General features: G+C 67.3%; 18 protein-coding genes and 1 tRNA gene. 16 read left to right on the top strand and 3 right to left on the bottom strand.

The window, feature by feature from the left end; translation table 11 throughout:
• The first annotated feature begins 33 nt into the window (after positions 1-33).
• Positions 34-1992: an AMP-binding protein gene (locus KGM94_RS04985; protein ID WP_300255539.1), complete on the top strand. Its 1959-nt coding sequence runs from the start codon at positions 34-36 to the stop codon at positions 1990-1992.
• Here KGM94_RS04985 and KGM94_RS04980 read toward each other — a convergent pair.
• Positions 1989-2798, bottom strand: coding sequence for an enoyl-CoA hydratase/isomerase family protein (locus KGM94_RS04980; RefSeq protein ID WP_300255538.1), 810 nt, complete (start codon positions 2796-2798; stop codon positions 1989-1991). The genes KGM94_RS04985 and KGM94_RS04980 overlap by 4 nt on opposite strands.
• 133 nt (positions 2799-2931) lie before the next feature.
• On the opposite strand from KGM94_RS04980, the gene KGM94_RS04975 reads away from it, so the two are divergent.
• The 8 genes from KGM94_RS04975 to KGM94_RS04940 all read left to right on the top strand — a co-directional run bounded on the left by KGM94_RS04975 (position 2932) and on the right by KGM94_RS04940 (position 12044).
• Positions 2932-4467, top strand: a complete 1536-nt coding sequence (locus KGM94_RS04975) for an AMP-binding protein (protein WP_300255536.1) — start codon at positions 2932-2934, stop codon at positions 4465-4467.
• Complete coding sequence (locus KGM94_RS04970) at positions 4464-5645, top strand: thiolase (RefSeq protein WP_300255534.1); 1182 nt, start codon at positions 4464-4466, stop codon at positions 5643-5645. The genes KGM94_RS04975 and KGM94_RS04970 overlap by 4 nt, the downstream gene beginning before the upstream one ends.
• Positions 5645-6061, top strand: coding sequence for a Zn-ribbon domain-containing OB-fold protein (locus KGM94_RS04965; protein WP_300255533.1), 417 nt, complete (start codon positions 5645-5647; stop codon positions 6059-6061). Before KGM94_RS04970 ends, KGM94_RS04965 begins: the two co-directional genes overlap by 1 nt.
• 73 nt (positions 6062-6134) lie before the next feature.
• Positions 6135-7742: a carboxyl transferase domain-containing protein gene (locus tag KGM94_RS04960; protein ID WP_300255531.1), complete on the top strand. Its 1608-nt coding sequence runs from the start codon at positions 6135-6137 to the stop codon at positions 7740-7742.
• A gap of 17 nt (positions 7743-7759) precedes the next feature.
• On the top strand, positions 7760-9769 hold the full coding sequence (locus KGM94_RS04955; RefSeq protein WP_300255529.1) for a biotin carboxylase N-terminal domain-containing protein: 2010 nt from the start codon (positions 7760-7762) through the stop codon (positions 9767-9769).
• Positions 9766-10968 (top strand): acyl-CoA dehydrogenase family protein, encoded by a 1203-nt coding sequence (locus tag KGM94_RS04950; RefSeq protein ID WP_300255528.1) that lies wholly within the window; start codon positions 9766-9768, stop codon positions 10966-10968. Before KGM94_RS04955 ends, KGM94_RS04950 begins: the two co-directional genes overlap by 4 nt.
• 445 nt (positions 10969-11413) lie before the next feature.
• A complete protein-coding gene (locus tag KGM94_RS04945; RefSeq protein WP_300255526.1) occupies positions 11414-11710 on the top strand; it encodes a nucleotidyltransferase family protein in 297 nt (98 codons plus the stop codon).
• Complete coding sequence (locus tag KGM94_RS04940; RefSeq protein ID WP_300255525.1) at positions 11700-12044, top strand: HepT-like ribonuclease domain-containing protein; 345 nt, start codon at positions 11700-11702, stop codon at positions 12042-12044. Before KGM94_RS04945 ends, KGM94_RS04940 begins: the two co-directional genes overlap by 11 nt.
• Before the next feature lie 347 nt (positions 12045-12391).
• Here KGM94_RS04940 and KGM94_RS04935 read toward each other — a convergent pair.
• Positions 12392-12468 (bottom strand) — tRNA-Pro (locus KGM94_RS04935).
• A gap of 68 nt (positions 12469-12536) precedes the next feature.
• Between KGM94_RS04935 and KGM94_RS04930 the strand changes: the two genes are divergently transcribed.
• From KGM94_RS04930 to KGM94_RS04900, 7 genes are all read left to right on the top strand, one after another.
• Complete coding sequence (locus KGM94_RS04930) at positions 12537-13526, top strand: L-threonylcarbamoyladenylate synthase (RefSeq protein WP_300255524.1); 990 nt, start codon at positions 12537-12539, stop codon at positions 13524-13526.
• 26 nt (positions 13527-13552) lie between these two features.
• Complete coding sequence (locus KGM94_RS04925) at positions 13553-14980, top strand: FAD-binding oxidoreductase (protein ID WP_300255523.1); 1428 nt, start codon at positions 13553-13555, stop codon at positions 14978-14980.
• Positions 14977-15432: a GNAT family acetyltransferase gene (locus tag KGM94_RS04920; RefSeq protein ID WP_300255521.1), complete on the top strand. Its 456-nt coding sequence runs from the start codon at positions 14977-14979 to the stop codon at positions 15430-15432. The genes KGM94_RS04925 and KGM94_RS04920 overlap by 4 nt, the downstream gene beginning before the upstream one ends.
• A 159-nt stretch (positions 15433-15591) precedes the next feature.
• Positions 15592-16170 carry an NUDIX domain-containing protein gene (locus KGM94_RS04915; RefSeq protein WP_300255519.1) on the top strand — a complete coding sequence of 193 codons (579 nt, stop codon included), beginning with the start codon at positions 15592-15594 and terminating at the stop codon, positions 16168-16170.
• A gap of 190 nt (positions 16171-16360) precedes the next feature.
• Positions 16361-17806 (top strand): PAS domain-containing sensor histidine kinase, encoded by a 1446-nt coding sequence (locus KGM94_RS04910; RefSeq protein WP_300255517.1) that lies wholly within the window; start codon positions 16361-16363, stop codon positions 17804-17806.
• 88 nt (positions 17807-17894) lie between these two features.
• Positions 17895-18824: a glycine/sarcosine/betaine reductase selenoprotein B family protein gene (locus KGM94_RS04905; RefSeq protein ID WP_300255515.1), complete on the top strand. Its 930-nt coding sequence runs from the start codon at positions 17895-17897 to the stop codon at positions 18822-18824.
• Positions 18825-18864: 40 nt separating this feature from the next.
• Positions 18865-20058 (top strand): CoA transferase, encoded by a 1194-nt coding sequence (locus KGM94_RS04900; protein WP_300255514.1) that lies wholly within the window; start codon positions 18865-18867, stop codon positions 20056-20058.
• A gap of 73 nt (positions 20059-20131) precedes the next feature.
• On the opposite strand, the gene KGM94_RS04895 is transcribed toward KGM94_RS04900, so the two are convergent.
• Positions 20132-20893 carry an SOS response-associated peptidase gene (locus KGM94_RS04895; protein WP_300255512.1) on the bottom strand — a complete coding sequence of 254 codons (762 nt, stop codon included), beginning with the start codon at positions 20891-20893 and terminating at the stop codon, positions 20132-20134.
• Between the last annotated feature and the right edge of the window lie 41 nt (positions 20894-20934).

The raw sequence follows: 20934 nt of genomic DNA, 5'->3' as shown, positions 1-20934 counted from the left end.
TGCGACCGGCGCTCGACGTCAGGAGGAAACACGATGGAGTATCTCTGGACGCCTCCCGCAGAACTCGTCGAACGAAGCAACCTGACCGCATTCCTCCGTGCCACGGGACAGCCCGATTACGACGTCCTGGCCGCCAGAGCGGAGGCCGATCCGGCGTGGCTGATGCGGGAGGTGTTCAGGTTCTGCGGCGTCCGCTTCTACCGCGACTACGAGACGATGCTCGATCTCGCGCGCGGACAGCCCTGGGCCCGCTGGTGCGTCGGCGGAACCACGAACATCGTTCTCAATTGCATCGACAAGCACCGCGGAACCTCGGTCTGGGACCAGACCTTTCTGGTCTGGGAGGGCGAGGACAGGCGTGAACGGCGCAAGCTGAGCTACCGCGAATTCGCCGCCGGCATCGACCGGCTCGCCGGCGCGCTGCACCGGCTGGGCATCGGCAAGGGCGACGTCGTCGCCATCTACATGCCCAACCTGCCCGAAACCTTCATGGCGTTCTTTGCGATTCTGAAGATCGGCGCCATCGTGATGCCGCTGTTCTCGGGCTTCGGCCCGAGCCCGATCCTGTCGCGGCTCAACCACGGCGAAGCGAAGGCGGTGATCACGACGAACGGCACCTGGCGCCGTGGTGTTGCGGCTCCCCTGAAATCGGTGCTGGACGAGGCTCTCCAAGGCACCCCCAGCGTCCGGCACGTGGTCGTGGCCGATCGCGGCGGACTCGCCATCGACACGCCCATGCGCGAGGGCCGCGACCACTGGTGGCACGAGATCGTCCGCGACGGCGCCGACGTGCCGACGGCCGAAATGAACGCTGACGATCCGGCCATCCTGCTCTACACCTCGGGAACGACGGGCGAGCCCAAGGGCTGCGTATGGACGCATATCAGCTTCATCGGCTCCATGGTCACGCGGGACATGATCATCTGCGGCGACTTCAAGCCGTCGGACCTGTTCTTCTTCTTCAGCGACATGGGATGGATGGTCGGCGCCATGTGCGCCTGCATTCCGAGCTTTGCCGGCGGCCGGCTGCTGATCGCGGAGGGCACGCCCGACTATCCCGACACCGGCCGCTTCTGGCGGCTGATCGCCGAGCACAAGGTCAGCTATCTCGGCGTGTCGCCGACCATCGTTCGCGGCATGATGCGGTATGGCGGCGAGGTCGACAGCTACGATCTGTCGAGCCTGCGGATGACGGCCTCGGGCGGCGAGGCGTGGACGGAGACGCCGTGGCGATGGTTCTTCGAGCACGTCTGCAAATCGACCATCCCGATCATCAACATCTCCGGCGGCACGGAAGTCGGCGGCTGCATCTTCACGGGCACGCCGAACCACCCGATGAACCCGTGCTCCTTCTCGCGGCCCGCGCTCGGGGTCGGCGCCGACGTCGTCGATCTCTCGGGCAACCGCGTTGCCGACGGCGAAGTCGGCGAGCTCGTGCTGCGCCATGCCTCCATTGGCCTCACCAAGAGCCTCTGGAAGGCCGACCAGCGCTATCTCGACAGCTACTGGAGCACGATCCCCGGCATCTGGGTTCATGGCGATTTCGCGATGCGGGGGCGCGACGGCCTCTACTACATCCTCGGCCGGTCCGACGACACCATCAAGATCTCGGGAAAACGCGTCGGCCCGGCGGAGCTGGAGGGCGTCTTGACCGCAACCGGCAAGGTCGCCGAAGCCGCGGTGTTCAGCATTCCCCACCCGGTGAAAGGATCGGCCCTGGTGTGCGCCTGCGTGCCGATGAACAAGCCGCATGATCCGGACGCGCTTGCCGAAGAGCTGGCCCGCGCCCTCGTTCACGGCATGGGGGCATCCTACCGTCCGGAACGGGTCTTGCTGGTCGACGACCTGCCGAGGACGCGCAACATGAAGATCATGCGGCGCGTGCTCCGCGCCGTGTTCGAGGACCGCGACCCCGGCGACCTCTCCGCGCTCGCCAACCCCGAAGCCATCGACCATTTCCGCCGCACGCTGCGGGCGTCGCCGGCGGGCTAGATCGGGCACTCCGGCGGAAACGACGGCTTGCGCTTCTCCAGGTGCGAGGCCAGGCCTTCACGCGCCTCGTGACCGGCAAACCCCAGGATTTCGAGCGCGGTCGACGTGTCGAACAGCGGTCCGTTGACGCGAAGCCAGTTGTTCAGCGCATACTTGGTCCAGCGGATCGCGCTCTGCGCGCCGGTCGCGAGGTCGCGCGCGGTTTCGAGCGCGATCGTCTGGAGTTCGGCATCCTCCACGCAGAGCGAGACCAGGCCGATGCGCTCGGCCTCCTCGCCCGACAGCGGCTTGCAGGTCAGCAGATAGTACTTCGCCTTCGCCAGGCCGCAGAGCAGCGGCCAGATGATGCAGGCGACGTCGCCGGCCGCCACGCCGAGGCGGGTGTGCCCGTCGACGATTCGCGCGGACTTCCCGCAGATCGAGACGTCGGCGAGGATGCCGACGACGAGACCGGCGCCGACCGCGACGCCGTTGATGGCCGAGATGATCGGCTTGTTGCAGTTGATGACGTTGTAGACGAGGTCCTTCGCCTCCTTCCACGTCGCCATCCGCGCGGCCGGGTTGTCGAGCAGACCCTTGATCAGCTCGAAATCGCCGCCAGCGGAGAACGCCTTTCCGGCGCCCGTGACGATCACGGCGTTGATATCGGGGTCGCCGTCGATATCGCGCCAGATGTGGGTCAGCTGGGTGTGCGTCTCGGCATCGACGGAATTATAGGTCTCGGGACGATCGAAGGTGATGCGCAATATCCGCTCGGCGGGATAATCGAGCTTCAGTCGGGTGTAGGCGGCATATCGACCGGACATCTGGATGTTCCCGTTGCTGGCGCCGTCGCGGCGCTACCAATTCTTTCTAACAGAGGTTAGATTTTGCGAACGGCCGGTGCAAGCGTCGTGTCCGGAACGAGATTGTCACAAGACGACGTCTAGGGAAATGCCGATGGGATCCGGGTTCGACGACCAGATTGGCGCTGCATGCGGTCTCGGAACGGTGGGCGCGCTGTTCGACGCCAGCGCCGAGCTTCATGCCCGCGAGATCGCGATCGAACATCGCGAGCGGGCCATCACCTATGGCGAACTGCGCGATCGCGTCGCGCGCCTGACCGGAGCGCTCGCCGCGCGCGGGCTGCGGCGGGGCGACCGCATCGGCCTGCTCTCCAGGAACCGCCCGGAATATCTCGAGGTCGAGCTCGCGGCGGCCAATCTCGGGATCATCACCGCCTGCCTCAACTGGCGCCTGTCCGGCCGCGAGCTCGCCTATTGCATCGAGCTGGTCTCGCCGAAGCTGTTGATCGTCGAGGCCGACCTCGTCCCGGGTCTTCCCTCGTCCGTCAAATCCACCCCGGTTCTGCAGATCGGTCCGGACTACGAAGCCGAGCTCGCGCGGCAGGACGGCCGCACGCCGCCGCCATCGGCGCAACCGGAAGACGGCCTCGTCATCCTCTACACGAGCGGCACGACCGGGCTGCCGAAAGGTGCCGTGATCTCCCACCGCGCGATGGTGATGCGCGCGCTGGTCTTCACCTCCGAGCTCGGGATTACGCCGCACGAAGGTTTCGTCGCATGGGCGCCGCTCTTCCACATGGCCTCGACCGATCACGCCATCGCGACGCTGCTGCGCGGCGGAACGGTCGTCGTGGTGGACGGCTTCCAGCTCGAGCCGCTGCTGGCCGCGGTGTCGCGGCGCCGGATCGGCTGGCTGGTCCTGATCCCGGGCATGGTCGAAGCCTTCGTCGACGGGTTGAAGGCGCAGCGCGCGGCGCCGAAAGGCGTACGCGTCTGCGGAGCCATGGCGGACCTCGTACCGCCGCACGCCATCGCCGCGGTGACCGAGCTTCTGCAAGCGCCCTATCTCAACAGCTTCGGATCGACCGAGACCGGCCTGCCCCCGGCGACGCGCGCCCTGATCGCGCCCGGCGAAGTCCCGACGCGGCTGTCCAAGCGGCAGAACGCGTTCTGCGAGGTGAAGCTGGTGGACGCCGACGACAACGAGGTGGCGCCGGGCGAGCCCGGCGAACTCGCGATCCGCGGCCCGACGCTGTTCTCCGGCTACTGGCAGGCCGACGAGACCAACGCGCGCGACTTCCGCGGCGGCTGGTTCCACATGGGCGACGTATTCCGGCGCAACGAGGACGGTACGCTCGATTTCGTCGACCGCGCCAAGTACATGATCAAGTCCGGCGGCGAGAACATCTACCCCGCCGAGATCGAGCGCGTGCTCTTGAGCGACCAGCGCGTCACGGAAGTCGCGGTCGTGCGCGCGTCCGATTCCAGATGGGGAGAGGTGCCGGTCGCCTTCGTCGCGTGCCGCGATGACGGCGCGCCGACCGAGGCGGAGCTCGCCGAGCTCTGCCGCCGCGAACTCGCCGGCTACAAGCGTCCGCGCGAAATCCGCTTCATCTCCTTTGCGGAGTTTCCGCGCTCGACCAGCGGCAAGGTCCAGCGCCACGAGCTCGAACGCAGGCTGAAGGCATGAGCGAGACGAGCCTTCGGGGACAGGTCGCCGTCATCGGCATCGGCATGTCGGCGGTGGGCAAGGTGCCCGGCCGCAGCCCGCTCTCGCTCGCTGCCGAGGCGACACGGAACGCGCTTGCGGACGCCGGCCTCGATCGAAGCGAAGTCGACGGCGTCCTCTCCAGCCACGCCTTCGCCTCGCCCTTTCACCGCTTCAGCGTCGCCTTCAGCGAATATGCCGGCATCCGCCCGACCTTCTCCAATACCTTGCAGGTCTCGGGCGCGACCGCCGCGACCATGTTCAGCATCGGCGCCGCCGCGATCCATGGCGGGCTGGCCAGGACGGTGCTGCTGGTCGCGGCCGACAGCCTCCTCACCGGACTGACGCCTGACCTCGCGCTGCGCTCGTTGACCGAAAGCCGCGATCAGCAATACGAGATGCCCTTTGGCATTCCCGTCGCCAACACCTTCGCCATGACCGCGCACCGGCATATGAAGGAATTCGGCACGACACCGGAACAGCTGGCCGAAGTCGCCGTGGTCCACAGGCGTCATGCCTCGCGCACGCCGGGCGCGCAACAGACATCGCCGATCGCCGTCGCCGACGTCCTGAACTCGGCGATGGTCACCACGCCCTACCACAAGCTCGATTGCTCGCTGATCTCGGACGGCGGCGCCGCCTTCGTCTTGACCTCGGCCGAACACGCCAGGGCGCTCGGCGTCGAAAAGCCCGTCTACATCCTCGGCTGCGGGGAGTGCTACACTCACGAGCACATCTTCCTGATGCCCTCGCTCACCACGACCGGCGCGGTCGACTCCGCCCGGAACGCCTATGCCATGGCCGGCTACGGCCCGGCCGACATGGATGTCGCCGGCATCTACGACTGTTTCACCGGGACCGTGATCATGATGCTGGAGGATCTCGGCTTCTGCAAAAAGGGCGAAGGCGGGCCGTTCGTCGCCGACGGCCAGATGACCTATGGCGGGTGCATCCCCGCCAACACCCATGGCGGGCTCCTGTCCTTCGCGCATCCGGGCATGCCGGGATCGCTGTTCCATTTCCACGAGGTGATCGCGCAGCTGCGCGGGCAATGCCGCGACCGCCAGGTCGCGGACGCCCATCTCGGGCTGGTCCACAGTCTCGGCGCGGGATTTGCGACCAACGCCACCACCATCCTCGGCACGCGGGAGGCGCTGTGATGTCGCCCGAGGACGCCAGCCGCAAGCCGCTGCCTGCCCCCGACGCCGATACGACCGCGTTCTGGCGCGGCCTGAAGGACGGCCGCCTCCTGCTCCAGCATTGCGGCCGCTGCGGCCACGTGCAGTACTATCAGCAAGCCATGTGCCGCGCCTGCGGCAGCGAACAGCTCGAGCACAGGCCGGCGAGCGGCCGCGGCAAGGTCCACTCGTTCAGCGTCGTTCACCGCGCGCCCGGACCGGCGTTCAAGACCGACGTGCCCTACGCGGTCCTGCTGGTCGAACTCGCCGAGGGACCGCGCATGATCAGTACCTTTGCGGGCGGCGACCCCGCGGATGTCACGTTCGACATGGACGTCGAACTCAGCTTCGACGAGGTCTCCGAAGAGATCACCCTGCCGCGGTTCAGGAAGGTCTAGGCCGACACGAGCCGCGCTTGCCAAGCCGTGCCGCAGATTCTAACATTTGTTAGATTTTACAGGATCGATCGCAATGGCCGTGATGACATCGGAAGCCGTGACGTCGGGCCCGGAATACGAGGGCAATCGTGCGGCCTACACCGAGCGCATCACCGACCTCCGGCGCCGCCGCGCCGCCGCCGCGACGGGCGGACCGGAACGGGCGCGCAGGCTCCACAAGGAACGCGGCCAGCTGCTGCCGCGGGAGCGGATCGCGGCCCTGACCGATCCCGGATCGCCGTTCCTGGAATTCTGCCAGCTCGCCGGCGAAGGGCTCCATGACGGCGTGCCGCCCGGCGGCAGCATCGTCACCGGCGTCGGCATGATCTCGGGCCGTCCCTGCATGATCATCGCCAACGAACCGACCGTGAAGGGCGGCACCTATTACGGCATCACCTGCAGGAAGCACGTCCGCGCCCAGCGCTTCGCCTGGCAGCACCGCTTGCCCTGCGTGACCATGGTGCAGTCGGGTGGCGCGAACCTGCCCGACCAGCCCGCCATCTTCCCCGACGAGGGACAGTTCGGCTCGATCTTCTACAACCAGATCAGGATGTCGAGCGAAGGCATCCCGCAGATCGCCATCGTGCACGGTCCGTCCACCGCCGGGGGCGCCTACATTCCGGCGCTGTGCGACGAGACCGTGATCATCCGAAACCAGGGCGCGATGTTCCTCGGCGGCCCGCAACTCGTCTACGCGGCGACGCGCGAGGAGGTCGGCATCGAGGCGCTCGGTGGCGGCGAGATGCACAGCCGAGTCAGCGGCGTGACCGATCATCTCGCCGAGAACGACGCCCATGCCATCGCCATCACCCGTGAGATCGTCGCCAATCTCGGCGAGATTCCCCGACAAGGCTGGACGGTTGCACCGATCCGCGAGCCCTTGTTCGACGCAAATGAAATCTACGGCCTGATCAGCGCCGACCCGCGCGTGCCCACCAACAACCGCGACGTCGTCGCGCGGCTGGTCGACGGCAGCGAATTCCACGAGTTCAAGCCGCTCTATGGCGACACCCTGCTCACCGGCTTCGCCCGGATCATGGGCTTCGAGATCGGCATCCTCTGCAACAACGGCGTGCTGTTCTCCGAAAGCGCGCTCAAGGCCACGCACTTCATCGACCTCTGCTGCAAGCGCAACATTCCGCTGCTGTTCATGGCCGACGTCACCGGCTTCATGGTCGGGCGCGAGGCCGAGGAAGGCGGCATCACCAAGGACGGCGCCAAGATGATCACGGCGATGGCCAGCGCCAACGTGCCGAAATACACGCTGATCATCGGCAACGCCTACGGCGCCGGCTACCTGGCGATGTGCGGCCGCGCGTTCAAGCCGAATGCGATGATGATGTGGCCCAATGCCCGTTCCGCCATCATGGGCCCCGAGCAGGCCGCGACCACGCTCGCCATGGTCAGGGACGAGGTCCACAAGCGGGAAGGGACGAGTTGGGCCGACGGCGAGCGCGAGGCCTACATGGCGCCGACGCGGCGCGAATTCGAGGATTTCGCCAACGCCTACAATTTCGCCCGCAACACCTGGTGCGACATGGTGATCGATCCGCTCGAGACCCGCGGCGTGATGGCGCTGCTGCTCGATCTCGCGGGCCGGATGCCGCAGCAGCGCACCGATTTCGGCGTGTTGCGGATGTAGAGGCGGAGGTCGGGCCCGTGTTCAGGAAAATACTGATCGCCAACCGCGGCGAGATCGCATGCCGGATCGCGCGCACCTGCCGCCGCCTCGGCATCGCGGTGGCGGGCGTCCATTCCAGCGCGGATGCCGACGCCCTGCATGTCAGGACCATCGGCGAATCCATCGAGATCGGGGGCCCGGCGGCCGCGCAGAGCTATCTGCGTATCGACGCGGTGATCGCCGCGGCCAGGGCCGTCAACGCCGAAGCCATTCATCCGGGCTTCGGTTTCCTGGCCGAAAATGCGGCATTCGCCCGCGCGGTCGAGGCGGCCGGCCTCGTGTTCGTCGGTCCCGCCCCGGAGACGATCGAGCGTCTCGGCGACAAGGCCTCCGCCAAGCGCGAGGCCGTCGCCGCCGATGTTCCCACCGTGCCTGGGAGCGACGCGCCGAGCAAGGATCCGTCGGACATCGAACAGGCCGTCCGCAGAATCGGACTGCCCGTCATGCTGAAAGCGGCGGCGGGCGGCGGCGGCAAGGGCATGCGGGCGATCTCGTCGGTCGAGCGGCTGCACGACGAAATCGAATCCGCGATGCGCGAGGCCGGCAACGCCTTCGGCGACGCCGGCCTGATCGTCGAGAAGCTGATCCAGCAAGGCCGGCACATCGAGGTGCAGATCGCCGGCGACGGCAAAGGCAATGTCGTCCATTTTTTCGAACGCGAGTGTTCGCTGCAGCGCCGGCACCAGAAGCTGATCGAGGAAGCTCCGGCGGCCAACCTGCCGTCCGCCCTCCGCGAGCGCATGCTCGGGGATGCCGTGCGGCTCGGCCGCCGTCTCGACTACCGAGGCGTCGGCACGGTCGAATTCATCGTCAGCGGCGCCGACTACTATTTCCTGGAGGTCAATCCCCGGCTTCAGGTCGAGCATCCCGTGACCGAGATGGTCACCGGCATCGACATCGTGGAGACCATGCTGCGCATCGCCGCCGGCGAAGGCCTGCCCTTTGCGCAGGACGACATTGCCTGCCGCGGTCATGCGGTTGAGGCGCGCATCTGCGCCGAGGATCCGGGCGACGGGTTCATGCCCTGCACCGGCGAGCTCGCCCATGTCAGCTTTCCGTCCGGCGACGTCCGCGTCGAAACGGGAATCGAAAGCGGCTCGATCGTCACGCCCTACTACGATTCGATGCTTGCCAAGCTGATCGCCTGCGCCGAGAGCCGCGACGAGGCGCTCGACCGGCTGCGCAGCGCGCTCGATCGAACCTCGATCTTCGGCGTCACGACCAATCGGGAATTCCTCGGACGCCTGATCGCCCTGCCCGCGACACGACAGGCCACATTCCATACACGCCTCATCGATGAACGGATCGACACGCTGGTGGAGCGCACCGACCGCGTCGACGTGCAGGCGCTCGCGCTGGGAGCGTATTTCTGGATGATGGGCCAGCGCCAGTCCTCGCCCGACAACCCATGGCTCTCCGCCGGGATGACCGGTTGGCACATGGGGGCCGAGGATGACGGAATGTCCCCGATCCCGATCCTGCATCTCGAAGCCGCGGGAACCAAGGCGGAGATCCGGTTTGCCCCCTTGAAGCCGGACGGCTCGATGCTGATCGGCGTGAACGACGCAAGGATCGCCGTGAAGCTCACGGCGATCTCCGACGACGCGTTCGTCGCAGGCGTCGACGCGCGGCGCGAAACGGTGCGCATCTCGCAGAAGAACGACGTCATCTTCGTGCAGGGGCCTCATCGCGCTCGGGTGATGACGGCGATCCCCTATCTCAATTACATCAGCGCGAGTTCCGAGGTCAGCGGCGAGCTCCGCGCACCGATGACCGGGATCGTGCTGAAGGTCAATGTGGCGCCGGGCGACCATGTCAAGGCTGGCGATGCCGCTGTCGTCATGGAATCTATGAAGATGGAGCTGCGGATCGCGAGCAAGGTGGATGGCGTCGTCGCGGTCGTCCACGTCGCACCCGGCGATACCGTCGATCGCAATATCGTGGTCGCCGTCGTCCAGCCGGAGCACGCCATGCAGGAGACGTCATGACCGCAAGCGCCCTCGCAAATGCCGCCGGAGCCCAGTTCGATCTCACGGAGGAGCAACAGGCCATCCTGGATCAGGCCGACCGGTTCGCCCGCAAGGAGCTTCACGGCTACTCGGAGCGCATGGACCGGGATGAATGGTGGCCGGAAGATGCCTTCCCGAAGATCGGCGATGCCGGCTATTTCGGCACCACGATCCCGGAGCAATATGGCGGAGCCGGGTTGGACCTTGTCTCCGCCGGCCTCGTGACGCAAGCCTTCTCGCGGTGGAACCACGCGCTGGCACTGAGCTACGTCGCGCACGACAACCTGTGCGCCAACAACATCTATCGCAACGGCAGCGAGGCGCAGCGGCGCAAATACCTGCCGGGGCTCTGCTCGGGACGGAAGACCGGCGCTCTCGGCCTGACCGAGCCCGGCGCCGGCTCCGACGCGCTGGGATCGATGCGCACGACCGCGCGCCGCGACGGCGACCACTATGTCCTGAACGGCACCAAGATCTACATCACCAACGGTCCGGTCGCCGACGTCCTGCTGGTCTATGCCAAGACCGATCGCGAGAAGGGCCCCCACGGCATCTCCGCCTTCATCGTCGAGAAGGACTTTCCGGGTTTCAAGGTCGCCCAGAAGCTCACCAAGATGGGTTTTCGCGGCAGCCCGACGGCCGAACTGCTGTTCGAGGAATGCCGCGTGCCTCGCGAAAACCTCGTCGGCGAGGAGAACAAGGGCGTTGCGGTCGTGATGAGCGGCCTCGATCTCGAGCGTGCGGTGGTGGCTCCGGTCTCGCTCGGCATCGCCGAGCGAGCGCTCGAGATCGCGATCGACTATGCGAGGACGCGCAAGCAGTTCGGCAAGCCGATCGGCTCGTTCCAGATGGTGCAGTCGCTGATCGCGGAGATGTACGTCGCGGTGGAATCGATGCGCGCGCTCACCTATCGCACGCTGGCCGCGGCCTCGCCTCTGGAGATCGGCGGCGGCGGGCGCGGCAGCATTCACATGCTGACGGCCGCCTCCGTGATGTACGCGGCCAATGCGTGCCACGACGTGCTCGACCGGGCGCTGCAGGTGTTCGGCGGTTCCGGCTACATCTGGGAATCCGAGATGAACCGGCTCTACCGCTCGATCAAGCTCCTGGAGATCGGCGCCGGCACCACGGAGGTGCGCAAGATGATCATCGCCGGCGAGTTGCTGGGACGGATGTAGGCAGAGAGGCGCGTTGGCCTCGGCCATCCTCAGCGGCTTCGATGTCGTCGCTGTCAACCAACACGTCGCGGAGCGTGCCGTCGGACTTCGTCGAAACCACCGGATCAAGATGCCTTACAAGCTGTAGAGATGCCCCGATCGATGCGGCCGGCCGGTCGCGAGCCCACGGGATGCGATCGAGCCATGCCGCCCGAACAGGCCGGCATGCCGGTCCGAAATCTGCCTTGGACCGGCGTCCCGAACGTACGTAGGACGCGAATGAAGTTGGCTCGCGATTGACCACCATTATCGCCGTTTATTCCGCGGCGTTTTTTCGGTGGTCAGCGTTTCCCTGCCCTCGCCGGGCGAGACCGGCCGAAGTCTGTGGTATATTTAAATCCCTTGGCTTGCACATGCGGCCAAGCTGAATGCAACAATGATCCGCCTCCCGCCGAGAACGTTTGCCATGCCTATCTTTCTCGACAACGAAGCTCTCAAAGCCGTGTGTCAGCGTCATCGTATCCGGCGACTGGCATTATTTGGATCGACACTCAAGGGCACCAATCGCCCCGACAGCGACATAGACCTGTTGGTCGAGTTCGAACCTGGCGCGACGCCCGGGTTGATCCGGCTCGGCGGGATCGCGCGGGAGCTTTCGGCATTGTTGGACGGCCGCAAGGTTGATTTGCGCACAGCCAACGACCTCAGCCGATATTTCCGCGACGACGTGGTGCGGAGCGCCGAAGTGCAATATGCGGCCTGACGATGCCACCCGCATTCGGCATATGATCGAAGCTGCGGAAACGGCCCTGCGGTTCGCCGCTGGCCGCAACCGCGCCGATGTCGATACCGACGATCAACTGCGCTTCGCTCTCGTTCAGGCCGTCCAGATCATCGGCGAGGCAGCCTCCCGGCTTTCCGCCGAGACGCGGTCGGCCCTGCCGTCGATCCCCTGGCCAGACATCATCTTCATGCGCAACCGGCTGGTGCACGCCTATTTTGATATCGACCACGACATCGTTTGGCAGACCGTCAGCGACGATCTGCCTGCGCTGCTGCCGCTGTTGCATGCCATCTCCCTGAACGACAAACATTGAGCGCCCCCCGGAGCGACGAGGCCGCACCGGAGCCAGAGGTGGGTCATGGAGAAGCGAATGCAGAATTAAGGAAACTGCGCAAGACTGCCGGTGAGGTTCTTGGTTGGTCTGACAAGGAGGTGGCCAAACTGCTCCATGCCGGTGATGGACAGACGCGACGTGCGATGACTAGGCCCGCAGAGGCGGGTTGCGAAGCCGCGGGATGCGATCGAGCCATGTCGCCCGAACAAGCCGGTATGCCGGTCCGAAATCCGCCGTGGACCGGCCTCGGGAATATGTGCAAATAGAGCCCGCAGGCGCCGCGGGTCCTCCCGCAGGCCTCTGCAAAACCGATTTTTTCGAAAGAATGGTCGGAGTGGCAGGATTCGAACCTGCGACCCCTGCGTCCCGAACGCAGTGCTCTACCGGGCTGAGCCACACTCCGACAAGAAGGCGGCTTATAGCGTCGGGTGCGGCGCACCGCAAGCAGCCGATTTGAGGAATTTAGTCCTGGTGAAGACGAGCCTGACCACGCGAGTTCTTTCGGCCGGCGAGGCCGCCTCCGAGACCGCCGCGCGGACGCTGGCCGAAGGCGGGCTGGTCGCGTTCCCGACCGAGACGGTCTACGGGCTCGGAGCGGACGCCGCCAACGCGGCGGCGATTGCCCGCCTCTACCAGGCCAAGGGCCGGCCGGCCTTCAATCCGCTGATTGCCCATGTCGCCGACCCCGCGAGCGCCCGGCGGATCGGCCGGTTCGATGCGCGCGCGACGAAGCTCGCGCAGGCCTTCTGGCCGGGGCCGCTGACGTTGGTGCTGCCGAAGGCGCACGCCTGCCCGGTCGCAGATCTCGCCACCGCAGGCCTCGACACCGTCGCGATCCGCATCCCCGCCCACCCGGTCGCGCAGGCGATCCTGCGCGCCTTCGGCGGGGCGGTGGTGGCGCCCTCCGCCAACGTCTCCGGCCACGTCTCGCCGACCGAGGCCGCCCATGTCGAGGGCGACCTTGCGGGGCGGATCGACCTGATCGTCGACGGCGGCCCGGTCGCGGTCGGCGTGGAGTCCACCATCATAGGGCTCTTCGATACGCCGATGCTGCTCAGGCCCGGCGGCCTGCCGCGCGAGCGGATCGAAGCGGTGCTCGGCGAGCCGCTCACGCGGCCGCCGGCGGACGTCGAGAGCGCGAGCTCCCAGCCGCTGGCGCCGGGCATGCTCGCCTCGCACTACGCGCCGCGCGCGGCCGTGCGGCTCGATGCGCGCGAGGTGGCGCCGGGCGAAGCGCTGCTCGCTTTCGGCTCTGCGACGCTGCCCGGCATCGAGCGCGCCGCGGCCGTCATGAACCTGTCGCCGGCCGGCGACGTCGATGAAGCCGCCACAAACCTGTTCGGCTATCTTCGGGCGCTCGACGCGAAAGCCCCGCGCGGCATCGCCGTGATGGCGGTCCCCGAGGACGGGCTCGGCGAAGCCATCAACGACCGGCTGCGCCGGGCAGCGGTGGCGCGCTGAGAACAAGAGACGAAAGACGACAGGACATGAACATCACCAGGCCCGCCCCCCCTCCGCTCGCGCCCGAGCTGATCGAAAGGTTTCGCGCCATCGTCGGCACAAAGTACGCCGTGACCGACCCGGCCGACATCGAGCCCTACGTCACCGAGGAGCGTAACCTGTTCCACGGCCGCTCGCCGCTGGTGCTGCGCCCGGGCTCGACCGCGGAGGTCGCCGCGATCTGCAGGCTCGCGAGCGAGCACAAGATCGCGCTGGTGCCGCAGGGCGGCAACACCGGCCTCGTCGGCGGGCAGACGCCGCACAATGGCGAGGTAGTGGTGTCGCTCCGGCGCATGGACCGAATCCGCGAGATCGACACCGACTCGAACACCATGACCTGCGAGGCCGGCGTGGTGCTGCAGGTCGCGCAGCAGAGGGCGTCCGAGGTCGATCGCCTGTTCCCGCTGTCGCTGGGCGCGGAGGGAAGCTGCACCATCGGCGGCAATCTCTCGACCAATGCCGGCGGCACGGCAGCGCTCGCCTATGGCGTCGCGCGCGAGATGGCGCTCGGGCTCGAGGTCGTGCTGGCCGACGGGCGCGTGCTCAACGTGCTGTCGAAGCTGAAGAAGGACAACACCGGCTACGATTTGCGCAACCTCTTCATCGGCGCCGAGGGCACGCTCGGCATCATCACCGCGGCGACGCTGAAACTATTTCCGAAACCGCGCGCGGTCGAAACGGCGTTCGTCGGGCTGAAGTCGCCGGCGGCGGCCTTGAGGCTCCTGACCATCGCGCAGAGCGAGGCATCGAATGCGCTGACGAGTTTTGAGCTGCTCGCGGAGATGGCGGTCGACTTCTCGATCCGCCACGGTATCGACGTGCGCGATCCCCTCGACGCCAAGCATCCCTGGTACGTGCTGATGGAGCTGTCCTCGCCGCGCGACGACGCGCGCGCGACGCTGGAGGCGATCCTGGCCCGCGCCATGGACGAGGAGATCATCGACGACGCCGTGATCGCCGCAAACCTCACCCAGCGGGCCGGCTTCTGGAAATTACGCGACGAGATGTCGGCGGCGCAGAAGCCGGAGGGCGGCTCGATCAAGCACGATATCTCCGTTCCCGTCGCCGCCGTGCCCGCATTCATCGCGGAAGCCGACGCCGCCGTGGTGAAGCTGATCCCGGGCGCGCGACCGGTGCCGTTCGGCCATCTCGGCGACGGCAACATCCACTACAACGTCAGCCAGCCGGTCGGCGGCGACACCGCGGACTTCATGGCGCGCTGGCACGACGTCAACGCCGTGGTGTTCGCGATCGTGCTCAGGATGGGCGGCTCGATCTCCGCCGAGCACGGCATCGGCGTGCTCAAGCGCGACGAACTGCCCGACGTCAAGGACAAGGTCGCGATCGCGCTGATGCGCTCGGTCAAGGCGATGCTCGATCCGCAGGGCATCATGAATCCCGGGAAGGTGCTGTGAACGCGCCGCCCTCGCCTGCCCCGCTCGCGATCGCCGCGATCGCGGATGCCGATATCGAGGCCGTGGTGGCGCTGTGGCAACGCTGCGGCCTGACCCGGCCATGGAACGATCCGCAGGCCGACGTCGCGCTCGCCCGCCGCCGCGACAATTCCACCGTGCTGGTCGGCCGCGAGGGCGGCGCGATCGTCGCCACCGCCATGGTCGGCCATGACGGCCATCGCGGCTGGGTCTACTACGTCGCCGTCGATCCCGAGCGCCGCGGGCGCGGCCTCGGCCGGCTCATCATGGCTGCTGCGGAAGACTGGCTGCGCCAAGCGGGGATCCTGAAGCTGCAGCTCCTGGTCCGCCGCGAGAACGCGGCCGCCGGCGCCTTCTACACCTCGCTCGGCTTTGCCGAGTCGACTTCGGTGATGTTCGCAAAGTGGCTCGACGGCCGCGAGCCGACGCCGTGAGGATGCGTCGTAGCCCGCATGGAGCGCAGCGGAATGCGGGAAGCCGCGGCCCCGAGGTGATTTGCCCGACGTGTCAAGTGATTTTCAGGGCACGCCGGCCGCCATCGGCCGCTGTGCATGGGGTTGATCCTCGATATTTTGTTATGGGGTCCAAAAGCCATGTCCGTTTCCGATCGCATCCGCGTCAAGAACTTCCGCCTGCTCTCCGACAGCAAGTACATCCTGAAGGTCACGACCTTCGACTGGCGCCGCGACGATGGCGAGTGGCAGACGCAGGTCCGCGAGACCTACGACCGCGGCAACGGCGCGGCGCTATTGCCCTGCAACCGCAGCCGCCGCACGGTCGTGCTGGTCAGGCAGTTCCGCTACCCCGCTTTCGTCAACGGCTATGACGACCTCCTGATCGAGGCCGCCGCCGGCATGCTCGACAATGCCTCGCCGGAGGACCGCATCCGCACTGAAGCCGAGGAGGAGACCGGCTACCGCCTGCGCGACGTCCACAAGGTGTTCGAGGCCTTCATGAGCCCCGGCGCGGTGACGGAGAAGCTGCATTTCTTCGTCGCCGAATACGAGCCGGAGATGCGCGTCTCCGCCGGCGGCGGCCTCGCCCATGAGGGCGAGGAGATCGAGGTGCTGGAACTCGGAATCGACGACGCGCTCGCGATGATCGCGGACGGCCGCATCGTCGACGCCAAGACCATCATGCTGCTGCAATACGCGGCGCTGCACATCTTCTGAGCGCCGGCCGCGCTTTTTGCGCTGCAACCATCGCTCGTTTTTGATCTGGCTCAAGAAGGCCTCGGCGGCGCATCCTGTAAAAGTTCCTGCTCAGGCCCAGACAGAGGCAGCCAGGCGCCCGCGATCGCGACGGTCCGCTTGAGCAGGGGGATCGATGCAATCGAACGGCACAGCAGCGGGCGCCCGATCGTTGACGGCGTGGCCGGGCGGGACGGCCATCGCGCGCTACGGCATCGCCATCGCGGCGGTGATCGCCGCGTTCGTCCTCCGGCTGGTGATGGTGCCGTTCCTGGGCGACCAGGCGCCCTACCTGTTCTTCCTGCCGGCACTGCTGCTCGCCGCCGGCATCGGCGGCTTCGGCCCCGGCATTCTCGCCACCATCGTCTCCATGCCGCTGGTCTACGCCTTGGTCGCGCATTCCGGCGCGGTCGGATGGCCCGAGATCCTCAACGGCGCGGTGTTCGCCCTGATCGGCCTCGGCGCGACCTGGATCGGGGAACGGCTGCGGCGGGCGCGAGAGCGCGCGGCGACGCGCGAGGCCCATCTGCAATCGATCATCGACACCGTTCCCGAAGCCACCATCGTCATCAGCGACCGCGGCCTGATCCAGTCATTCTCGGCCGCCGCCGAGCGCATGTTCGGCTACACCGCGGCCGAGGCGATCGGCCGGAACGTCGCATTCCTGATGCCCTCACCCTACCGGGAGGAGCACGACAGCTACATCAGGCGCTATATCGAAACCGGGGAACGCCGCATCATCGGCGGCAACCGCATGGTCGCCGCCCGGCGCAAGGACGGCTCGACCTTCCCGATCGAACTCGCGGTCGGCGAGGTCTGGCTCGGCCGTCAGCGCTTCTTCACCGGCTTCGTCCGCGACCTCACCGAGCGGCAGGAAACCGAAGCGCGCCTGCAGGCGCTGCAGTCGGAACTCGTCCACGTCTCCCGGCTGACGGCAATGGGCGAGATGGCCTCGGCGATCGCGCACGAGATCAATCAGCCGCTGTCGGCGGTCACCAACTATCTGAACGGCTGCCGCCGCCTGCTTGCCGGCGAGGAACGCCTCGGGACGGTCCGCAAGGCGCTCGACAGCGCCTCCGAGCAGGCGCTGCGCGCCGGCCAGATCATCCGCCGCATGCGCGACTTCGTCAGCCGGGGCGAAAGCGAGCGGCGCATCGAGAGCCTGGCCAGGCTCGTGCAGGAGGCAGCCGCGCTGGCACTCGTCGGCGCGGCGGAGAAAGGCGTCCGCGTCTCCTTCGATTTCGATCCGCAGGTCGATCTCGTCGTGGCGGACAAGGTCCAGGTGCAGCAGGTGCTGGTCAACCTGATCCGCAACGCGATCGAGGCCATGGAAGATTCCGAGCGGCGCGAGCTGCGCATCGGCGCGCATCTGGACGACGGCATGATCGCCGTGGAGGTCGACGACACCGGCGCCGGCATTTCCGAGGACATCGCCCAGCGGCTGTTCCAGCCCTTCGCGACCACGAAAGCGAACGGCATGGGGGTCGGCCTGTCGATCTCGCGCACCATCGTCGAGGCCCATGGCGGGCAGATCGAGGCCCGGCCGCACGCGGGCGGCGGCACCACGTTCCGCTTCACGCTGCCGGCAGCGAGCAGGGACGCGCTGGCCGGCGGCTGATCCGCAGGCGCCAGGGCGGGGCTGTTGAGCAAACGGCAGAGACCCTCTACTCTGCCGTCAACGAGACCAACAACAAGGAGACGCGCCCATGTCCGGCCCGCGCGACGATGAATTCGGCTTTGCGCCCGACCATGACTCACCCGTCCCCTACATGCAGCGCACCCGCGACTACTACGCGGCGATCGGCTACACCACGCCCTATCGCTGGGCGCATTACGTCGAGGCGCCGTTTGAGCCGCTGAAGCGGCCGCTCTCGAAATCGCGCGTCACCCTCATCACCACGGCGGCGCCCTACGATCCCGCCAAGGGCGACCAGGGGCCTGGCGCGGCCTACAATGGCGGCGCCAAGTTCTACACGGTCTATGACGGCGACACCGCCAAGCAGCACGATCTGCGCATCTCCCATATCGGCTACGACCGCAAGCACACCAGCGCGACCGACAGCGGCACCTGGTTTCCGCTGCCGCAGCTCCTCAAGGCCTCCGCGGCCGGCCGCATCGGCGAGGTCGCCCCGCGCTTCTTCGGCGCGCCGACCAACCGCAGCCACCGCGTGACCATCGACACCGACGCGCCCGACATCCTCGCGCGCTGCCGCGCCGACAAGGTCGACGCCGCGATCCTGGTGCCGAACTGCCCAGTCTGCCACCAGACCACCGCGCTGGTTGCGCGGCATCTGGAGGCCAACGGCATTCCGACCGTGGTGATGGGCTGCGCCAAGGACATCGTCGAGCACGCCGCGGTGCCGCGCTTCCTGTTCTCGGACTTCCCGCTCGGCAATTCCGCCGGCAGGCCGCACGACGTCGCCTCGCAGGCGCAGACGCTGGAGCTGGCGCTGAAACTGCTGGAATCGGCGAGCGGTCCGCAGACCACCATGCAGTCGCCGCTGCGCTGGAGCGAGGACGCCTCCTGGAAGCTCGACTACAACAACGTCGCGCAGCTCTCGCCGGAGGAACTCGCGCGCCGGCGCGCCGAATTCGACCGGCAGAAGGAGATCGCGCGCGGCAACCGCGCCGCCTGACGTTGCGCGCGAAAGAAAGAGCGCAAGGGAGGACAAGGACGTGACCCGACCCTTCGAGGGCGTCAGGATTCTCGACTTCACGCAAGTGCTGGCCGGGCCCTATGCGAGCTACCAGCTCGCGCTGCTCGGCGCCGACGTCGTCAAGGTCGAGCGGCGCGAGGGCGAGGACATGCGCCGCACCCCGCTCAGCCGCGAATGGGCCGAGCGCGGACTTGCGCCGGCGTTCCAGGCCATCAACGGCAACAAGCGCAGCCTGACGCTCGACCTGTCGAAGCCGGACGCGATCGCCATCGTCAATAAGCTCGCCGCCGAGGTCGACGTCGTCATGGAGAATTTTCGCCCCGGCGTGATGGACAAGCTCGGCATCGGCTACGAGGCGCTGTCCGCGATCAATCCAAAGCTGATCTATTGCGCGGTGTCCGGCTTCGGCCAGACCGGCCCGGACCGGCTGCGGCCCGGCTACGACGGCAAGATGCAGGCGCTGTCGGGCATCATGGCGATCACGGGCCATGCCGAGACCGGGCCGACGCGCGCGGGCTTTGCGGTCTGCGACGTGCTGTCGGGCGCAACCGCCGCGTTCGGCGTCTCCTCCGCGCTCTACCAGCGCGACCGCACCGGCAAGGGCCAGTTCGTCGACGTCTCCATGCTGGAGGCGACGCTCGCCTTCCTGTCGGGACAGATCGCGGACTGGTCGGTCGCCGGCCATCGCCAGCAATTATCCGGCAACCACGCGGTGAGCCGCAAGACTACCGCCAACCTGTTCAAGGCGGGCGACGGCTACATCCTGCTCGCGGTCAACAACGAGAAGCAGTATCGCGCGCTGATGAGCGCGCTCGGACGCGAGGACACGCTCGCCGACCCGCGCTTCGCCGACTGGTTTTCCCGCAACGAGAACGAGGGCGCGCTGCGCGCCATCATCGAAGAGGCGCTTGCGGGAAGAAGCGCGCGCGAATGGGAGACGATTTTGGAGGACGCCGGCGCGCCCTGCGCCAGCATCTGGAAGATCGAGGAGATCATCGATCATCCGCAGGTCACGGCGCGCGGCGCGATCCAGGAAATCGACACGCCCTACGGCCGCCTGCGCCTCGCCGGCAGCGGCTTTCGTCTCGCGCATGGCGGCGGACGCCTCGACCGCATGGCACCGGAGCTGGGCGCGGACACCGACGCGGTGCTGCGCGAGCTCGGGTTCGACGCGGCAGCGATCGCGGATTTGCGGGCAAGAGAGATCGTGTAGGCGCTGCCAGACTCACGTCCCGGGGCGCGCAAAGCGCGAGCCCCGGGACAACGACTGGAATTTGCGGCCGCGCCTAAAACAAGCTCCCCTGCCCCTCGTCCGCCGGGGGCGCCGCCGCGGCCTTGCGCGCCGCCTTCTTCGGCTTTGGCGCCTCGGCTTCCGCCTCCTCCGCGGTGATCGGCAGCACGAGCTGCGCGTCGTCATTGACGACGCGGTTCACGCGGGTGGAGACCCTGTGCCAGACGAACGCGCCGAGGCGTGGGGCGGCCATCAGCGGCAGGACGGCGTCCACCTCGTCGCCGCGGCAGTCCAGCCAGCGCTCGAAATCCGAAGGCTCGATCGTTACCGGCACGCGGTCGTGCAATCCGGCGAGATCGCGGCTTGCCGCGGCCGTGACGATCGCGACGGTATCGAGCTCCTCGCCATTCGGCCCGATCCAGGTCTCGCAGAGCGCGGCGAGCCCGAGCGGCCGGCCGTCAGCGCGATGGATGAAGTAGGGCTGCTTGCGCCCGTCGACCGCCTGCCATTCGTAATAGCCGTCGGCCGGCACCAGCGCACGCCGCCTGCGGACCGCGTTCTTGAAGGCGGGCTTGACCAGCACCGTCTCCGAGCGGGCGTTGATCAACAGCGTAAAGCCCCTGGGGTCCTTGACCCAGGCCGGCAACAGTCCCCAGCGCATCAGTTGGAAATGGCGCGCGCCGTTCTCCACCAGCACCACCGGAATCGGTTGCGTCGGCGCGACGTTATACCGTGGCGGGAAATTCGGCTGCTCCACGTAACCGAAGAGTTGCCGAATGGCGCTAGGGGCCGATGTTATGACGAAGCGTCCGCACATGCCGGCAAACTAAGGATTCGTTCAGCAGCTTTTAACCCCAA

Source organism: Bradyrhizobium sp. (assembly GCF_028868675.1).
GTDB lineage: Bacteria > Pseudomonadota > Alphaproteobacteria > Rhizobiales > Xanthobacteraceae > Bradyrhizobium.
The sequence above is the reverse complement of the archived record's forward strand: the minus strand, read 5'-3'. Positions and strand labels throughout refer to the sequence as shown.

Bases quoted from the DNA above. Each gene is read 5' to 3' on its own strand.
- KGM94_RS04905 (WP_300255515.1), top strand. From the start codon at position 17,895: ATGTCCGGCCCGCGCGACGATGAATTCGGCTTTGCGCCCGACCATGAC.
- KGM94_RS04960 (WP_300255531.1), top strand. From the start codon at position 6,135: ATGGCCGTGATGACATCGGAAGCCGTGACGTCGGGCCCGGAATACGAG.
- KGM94_RS04895 (WP_300255512.1), bottom strand. From the start codon at position 20,893: ATGTGCGGACGCTTCGTCATAACATCGGCCCCTAGCGCCATTCGGCAA.
- KGM94_RS04985 (WP_300255539.1), top strand. From the start codon at position 34: ATGGAGTATCTCTGGACGCCTCCCGCAGAACTCGTCGAACGAAGCAAC.
- KGM94_RS04950 (WP_300255528.1), top strand. From the start codon at position 9,766: ATGACCGCAAGCGCCCTCGCAAATGCCGCCGGAGCCCAGTTCGATCTC.
- KGM94_RS04975 (WP_300255536.1), top strand. From the start codon at position 2,932: ATGGGATCCGGGTTCGACGACCAGATTGGCGCTGCATGCGGTCTCGGA.
- KGM94_RS04965 (WP_300255533.1), top strand. From the start codon at position 5,645: ATGTCGCCCGAGGACGCCAGCCGCAAGCCGCTGCCTGCCCCCGACGCC.
- KGM94_RS04940 (WP_300255525.1), top strand. From the start codon at position 11,700: ATGCGGCCTGACGATGCCACCCGCATTCGGCATATGATCGAAGCTGCG.
- KGM94_RS04970 (WP_300255534.1), top strand. From the start codon at position 4,464: ATGAGCGAGACGAGCCTTCGGGGACAGGTCGCCGTCATCGGCATCGGC.
- KGM94_RS04925 (WP_300255523.1), top strand. From the start codon at position 13,553: ATGAACATCACCAGGCCCGCCCCCCCTCCGCTCGCGCCCGAGCTGATC.
- KGM94_RS04915 (WP_300255519.1), top strand. From the start codon at position 15,592: ATGTCCGTTTCCGATCGCATCCGCGTCAAGAACTTCCGCCTGCTCTCC.
- KGM94_RS04945 (WP_300255526.1), top strand. From the start codon at position 11,414: ATGCCTATCTTTCTCGACAACGAAGCTCTCAAAGCCGTGTGTCAGCGT.
- KGM94_RS04980 (WP_300255538.1), bottom strand. From the start codon at position 2,798: ATGTCCGGTCGATATGCCGCCTACACCCGACTGAAGCTCGATTATCCC.